Origin of the sequence: Bacillus sp. S4 (assembly GCF_040838205.1) — a bacterium.
GTDB lineage: Bacteria > Bacillota > Bacilli > Bacillales > Bacillaceae_G > Bacillus_A > Bacillus_A cereus_U.
The window spans coordinates 1-4,711 of the sequence record NZ_JBFPJI010000264.1; the positions used below are offsets into that span (position 1 = coordinate 1).

Consider the following 4,711-nt stretch of genomic DNA (forward strand, 5'->3'; position numbering starts at 1 on the left):
ATTTATTCGCTTCAGTTCGTGATGTTGTCGGTGGTCGTGCTGGTGCTTATGAAAGCAAGTTAAAAGAAGCTCGTGATATTGCAATGGGAGAAATGAAAGAACTTGCAAAACAAAAAGGTGCGAACGCTATCGTTGGTATTGACGTAGATTATGAAGTTGTTCGTGATGGAATGTTAATGGTTGCTGTAAGTGGTACAGCTGTACGTATATAATTAAATAAAAAAACAGGCTCACCCCTTGAAGCTTATGCTTTGAGGGGATTTTTTTGTTTTCAAGTAGTAGAAGTAAAAAGAATGAGCTTGATCCTTTAGGAAAAAGCCCATTCTTTTAATTTAAGCTATAAGATCTTTCGCTTTTATTTTTCTTTTGTTCATGACTAAAGTTAAAATGAACAAAATTAAGCTTAGGATTGCCATTATAATAAAAACTTGCGTATAACCATCAAAATAGTCGCGGGTAATTCCTGCTAAGACAGGAATAAATCCGCCCATAATGTACCCTCCGGACTGCATCATAGCAGTCCATGCACTCGCATCTTCTGAAGTTTTTGTTTCATATAGCGGTAGCATGAGAGCGAGTGGGAATACGCCGCCGAGCCCGATACCTAGTAAAATAGAAGGGATCCATGGTGTAGTAAGTGGGTAAATCATAAGCGATAAACCTACGAGTACGAAGCATATACTCCCTAATAACCAAAGTGCTCGGTTTTTATAAATATCCGCTAATGTTGGAATTAAAAAGCTACATATCATTTGAATAACTGTAAATACAGTTATGAGAGTACCAGCTTGTTCGCTACTGACGCCCATATTTTGATTTGCGGGCGCAAGCCAAGTTGTAATGGAGTAAAAGATTCCTGATTGTAGTCCGAAAAAGATTGTGAACAACCATGCTTTTTTATTTCTTAAAGGTAAACTATTATTCTTTTTATCTTGTGTACTCGTATTCTTTTTTCGTTTCATAACCGGATACCAAAATATAATAGCGATAATAGTAAGTACACCCCAAAAAGCGAGTGCCATATTCCAAGATCCTTTTAATACATGTTGTAAAGGAATCGTTAATCCTGCACTTAAAGAAGCACCAGTTCCCATGCCTACTGAATATATTCCAATCATTAAGCCGATTTTCGTAGGGAATTTTTCTTTAATAAAACCTGATAGTAACGGACCTGCAAGTGCAATTCCAATGCCGATAAATAAAGAGCTCGCGAATAATGTGGAAATGGAAGAGGTAAAAGCCCTCATACATGTAGCAAAGCCAATTAAAATAAGACAAGCCATAATTGCTTTTTCTGCCCCATATTTTTTAATTACCTTCCCAGTCAGTAAGGCGAATGTCCCCATACAAAAAACAGGAATGGCTGTTAAAAAACTAACGGAAAAATTGCTTATATTTAAGTCTTGTCGGATTGTTTCTAATAAAGGTGAAATAGATGTAATTCCGATACGTAAATTAATGGAAACAAAAAATAGTGCTAGTATATACAAATAAGTTCGTCCTTGATGTTTCAATTTAATTTTCTCCCCTCTCAAACATCAGACGTTATTGAGTATATCATCTGCTGTTTGAGTGTAATATATAAGGAGCTTATTTCAGCTCCAAATTTTGAACGGCGTATGTTCGTGCCTCTTCGGCATTTTGTTTAAAAATAGCTTGGAATAACTTTTCATGAATGTCAGAGTTATCTTCATAGTTCACTGTATTTAATATTAATTGGCTTAAAATGTGGCGAAGGGCAGGTACGAAAGATTGATATAAATCAAGTAGAACTTCGTTTTTGCTCGCCTTTGCAATTGCTAGATGAAACTGAATATCTGCGTCTATGTATGCTACATAATTTCCTTCTTGAAGGGCATTTTTTCTTTTATTCAAATGTCCTTTTAAGTATAAAAGGTCCTCTTCACTTCGGCGCTGTGCCGCTAACATCGCTACTTCTTTATCCAACATATTTCGTGCTTCATATACATGATTAATATTAGCTGTTTGCAATCGTTTTTCAAATGAATCTTGTGCTGTATTTAGTGAGACAATACGAGTACCTTGTCCTTGTCGAACCTCTAATATGCCAGCATGTACTAATATCTTTATGCTTTCTCGCAGCGTTGAACGTCCTACACCTAACTCTTCCATTAATTGCGGCTCTGTAGGGAGGCGATCACCAACTTCATACTCACCAGAAAAGATTTTTTCTTGTAAACGTTCTAATACTTCATCGACTAATTTTCGGCGAGAAACTTTTGAAAAAGATTTCTTTTCGTTTATATTCATCTGCTCATCTCCTGTTATATTAGTTTTTATGATAACCAATTTAAGGTCTGTTGACAATGTTATTTTTTAGGGGGGAGAAGTGGGGTTAATAATGTTGATGAATAAATGAAAGGACAGTACATATTTTATATGACTAATATGTACTGTCCTCACTTATTCCACAATCGCGTCGATGGCTATTCATGAATAATTGTTGCCTTGCTTGCTATAAATTTCATAAGCAAAAAATCCAAATAAATAGCCTATTCCAGCTCCTAAACTAAGTGCAAGCAGTAAAGAATCCGGGAAAAATATGCCGAAAATAAAACCGATAGTACAGCCAACAAACATTCCCATAGGTATTAAACTATCTAATAAAGTTTGAGCTTCTTTTGATTTTTTCTGACCTAATTTTCCTTCGTTATATTTATGTTTAAGTCTTCCAATTACAAATAATACAATTCCTCCAACTATTACAACAGGTGCAATTGCTGTAATTAACCACATGTTAGAATCTCCTTTCACTTTTCAATTAAACTATACCATATATTTACAATTCGTTCGTTAAATATAATATCCACGGATTAATTTGGTCTATTTAAAAGATTAATCAAACCGCATTTAATAACTCGTCAAAAACACTTTCCCTTTTGTTTTTTCAGCAGATTGAACGATATCAACCGCCGTTTTCACATCTACTAAGTCATATGTGGAATGTACTGTCATGAAACGTAATTGTTTATCTTCTACTAAGCGGATTAAGTGACGAAATGTTTCTTGCCATTTATATGATGACACGTCTTTATTCCAATGTCGTAAATGAAATATATTCGCGTGCACCTTTGCTTTCGTGACAATCTCTGCCCAGTTTACTTGTATGCCTGATAGAAGGCCTATAGTTAAAAAGTGCCCATTTGGACGTAAGGAGAAAGCTAATTCATTTCCATCCGGTCCCCCAATAGAATCAATCGCAGCATCTGCACCTAGCCCATTTGTTAACTCCATAACTGTTTCATAAAGCGGGGTAGTGGAAGTATCTATTACATGATGGGCACCAAGCTGAAGTAATTCTTCTGTATGTTTACTATTTCTAGTTACTGCAATTAATCGGAAGTTTAAAATTTGTGATAATTGAACAAAAAGGTGTCCAATAGCGGATCCACAAGCGTTCACTAATAAAACATCATTCTGTTTTAAGTTTAGCGTTTCTGTACACGTAACCCACGCTGTAAGGGGATTAATATACATTTGTGCCGCTGTGAAATCATCAATGGAATCAGGAATAGGGACTACAAAGTCAGCTGATGTTGTAACAAACTCTTGCCAAGTACCATCTCCGCGTAATGGCAAAACACGTTTGCCGATAAGGTCTCTAGAAACGCCTGCGCCTACATCTTCTACAATACCAACACCTTCATAACCAGGTACGTTAGGTAAAGGGATCCTATGTGAGTATGCTCCACTTACTGGAATTAAATCAGATGGATTAATCGGTCTGACTAGCATACGAACTAAAACTTCATTATCTTTTAATGGTTCTATATTTTTATATTCAACCTGTAACACATCTTTCGGATTGCCAAACTCATGAAATTGAATGCATGTTCCGCGCAAAATAAATGGTCCCCCTTAGTGTGATTGGATTAATTATAGCATTTTGGGTTTAAATGATTATTTCATTAGCACTAAATAAAGAGGAACAGACAGTCGTCATTTATACATCTGATAAAATCGTAGAAAATGGTATTGCTGTGTTTAAAAAATTTAATAAAAAATAGGCTCGACCCTTGAAGTTTATGCTTTGAGGGGATTTTTATTGTGCAAATTTCAAAAAGATAAATGAATTATGTAGCATTGTATGAATTGTAGAATTGATTTTCTAAATAAGTTATTAGGTACATAGTAATATAATAAAAAGACGCCCTTGTGAGCGTCTTTTTCCAACTTGAGATAGATGTATCATTATTGTTCTGCTAAGGTACATAATTCTCGTTTAAAGCTTTTTCACACAAATGATCTGTGTATCAATTTTTTTGATATACAGATCATTTGTATGATAATTCTTATAGATAATTGCTGAATAATAATTTTACATAAATGCTTTTAAAAGTTCTTGAACCAATGGAATTACTCCACCTACGAATTTTAAAACTGCCATTGCGATTTCCATATGATTGCCTCCTTTTTTTAATAGTAAGATGTAATGAATCTTTATACCCTCATTATAGTAAGCGTTTACAAATACATCAATGCATTTCGATATGCAATATTTCATATTTGTATTCAGTAATGAGGAATCAGTAATTTATCAAAAAGTAAGGTGCATCTTGTATAGTATAATATAATGGTGGAGGTCAGATATGAAAAAAATAAGTTCAAATATAGATTTGGATACAAATGTATTGGAAGCGGTATTTATTCCAAGAAGGTTTATTATTTTATGGATCACACTCGTATATAT

Annotated in this window: 6 protein-coding genes; 1 reads left to right on the plus strand and 5 read right to left on the minus strand. The window is 34.5% G+C overall.

The window, feature by feature from the left end; genetic code table 11:
* Positions 1–212, plus strand: a 212-nt coding sequence (locus AB3X48_RS18075) for a heavy metal-binding domain-containing protein (protein WP_367959780.1), incomplete at its 5' end; no start/stop codon positions are given.
* 120 nt (positions 213–332) lie between these two features.
* On the opposite strand, the gene AB3X48_RS18080 is transcribed toward AB3X48_RS18075, so the two are convergent.
* The 5 genes from AB3X48_RS18080 to AB3X48_RS18100 all read right to left on the minus strand — a co-directional run bounded on the left by AB3X48_RS18080 (position 333) and on the right by AB3X48_RS18100 (position 4,525).
* A complete protein-coding gene (locus AB3X48_RS18080; RefSeq protein WP_033710636.1) occupies positions 333–1,520 on the minus strand; it encodes an MFS transporter in 1,188 nt (395 codons plus the stop codon).
* Between the two features lie 70 nt (positions 1,521–1,590).
* Positions 1,591–2,271, minus strand: coding sequence for a FadR/GntR family transcriptional regulator (locus AB3X48_RS18085; protein ID WP_088098765.1), 681 nt, complete (start codon positions 2,269–2,271; stop codon positions 1,591–1,593).
* 180 nt (positions 2,272–2,451) lie between these two features.
* Positions 2,452–2,757 carry a hypothetical protein gene (locus AB3X48_RS18090; protein ID WP_088098766.1) on the minus strand — a complete coding sequence of 102 codons (306 nt, stop codon included), beginning with the start codon at positions 2,755–2,757 and terminating at the stop codon, positions 2,452–2,454.
* A gap of 114 nt (positions 2,758–2,871) precedes the next feature.
* On the minus strand, positions 2,872–3,864 hold the full coding sequence (locus AB3X48_RS18095) for a zinc-dependent alcohol dehydrogenase family protein (RefSeq protein ID WP_016103943.1): 993 nt from the start codon (positions 3,862–3,864) through the stop codon (positions 2,872–2,874).
* Positions 3,865–4,339: 475 nt separating this feature from the next.
* Positions 4,340–4,525 (minus strand): hypothetical protein, encoded by a 186-nt coding sequence (locus AB3X48_RS18100; RefSeq protein ID WP_002030171.1) that lies wholly within the window; start codon positions 4,523–4,525, stop codon positions 4,340–4,342.
* Positions 4,526–4,711 lie beyond the last annotated feature (186 nt).

What these genes read in the sequence shown, in the direction of transcription:
- AB3X48_RS18100 (WP_002030171.1), bottom strand. Translation starts at nt 4,525, where the DNA reads ATGAAATATTGCATATCGAAATGCATTGATGTATTTGTAAACGCTTAC.
- AB3X48_RS18085 (WP_088098765.1), bottom strand. Translation starts at nt 2,271, where the DNA reads ATGAATATAAACGAAAAGAAATCTTTTTCAAAAGTTTCTCGCCGAAAA.
- AB3X48_RS18090 (WP_088098766.1), bottom strand. Translation starts at nt 2,757, where the DNA reads ATGTGGTTAATTACAGCAATTGCACCTGTTGTAATAGTTGGAGGAATT.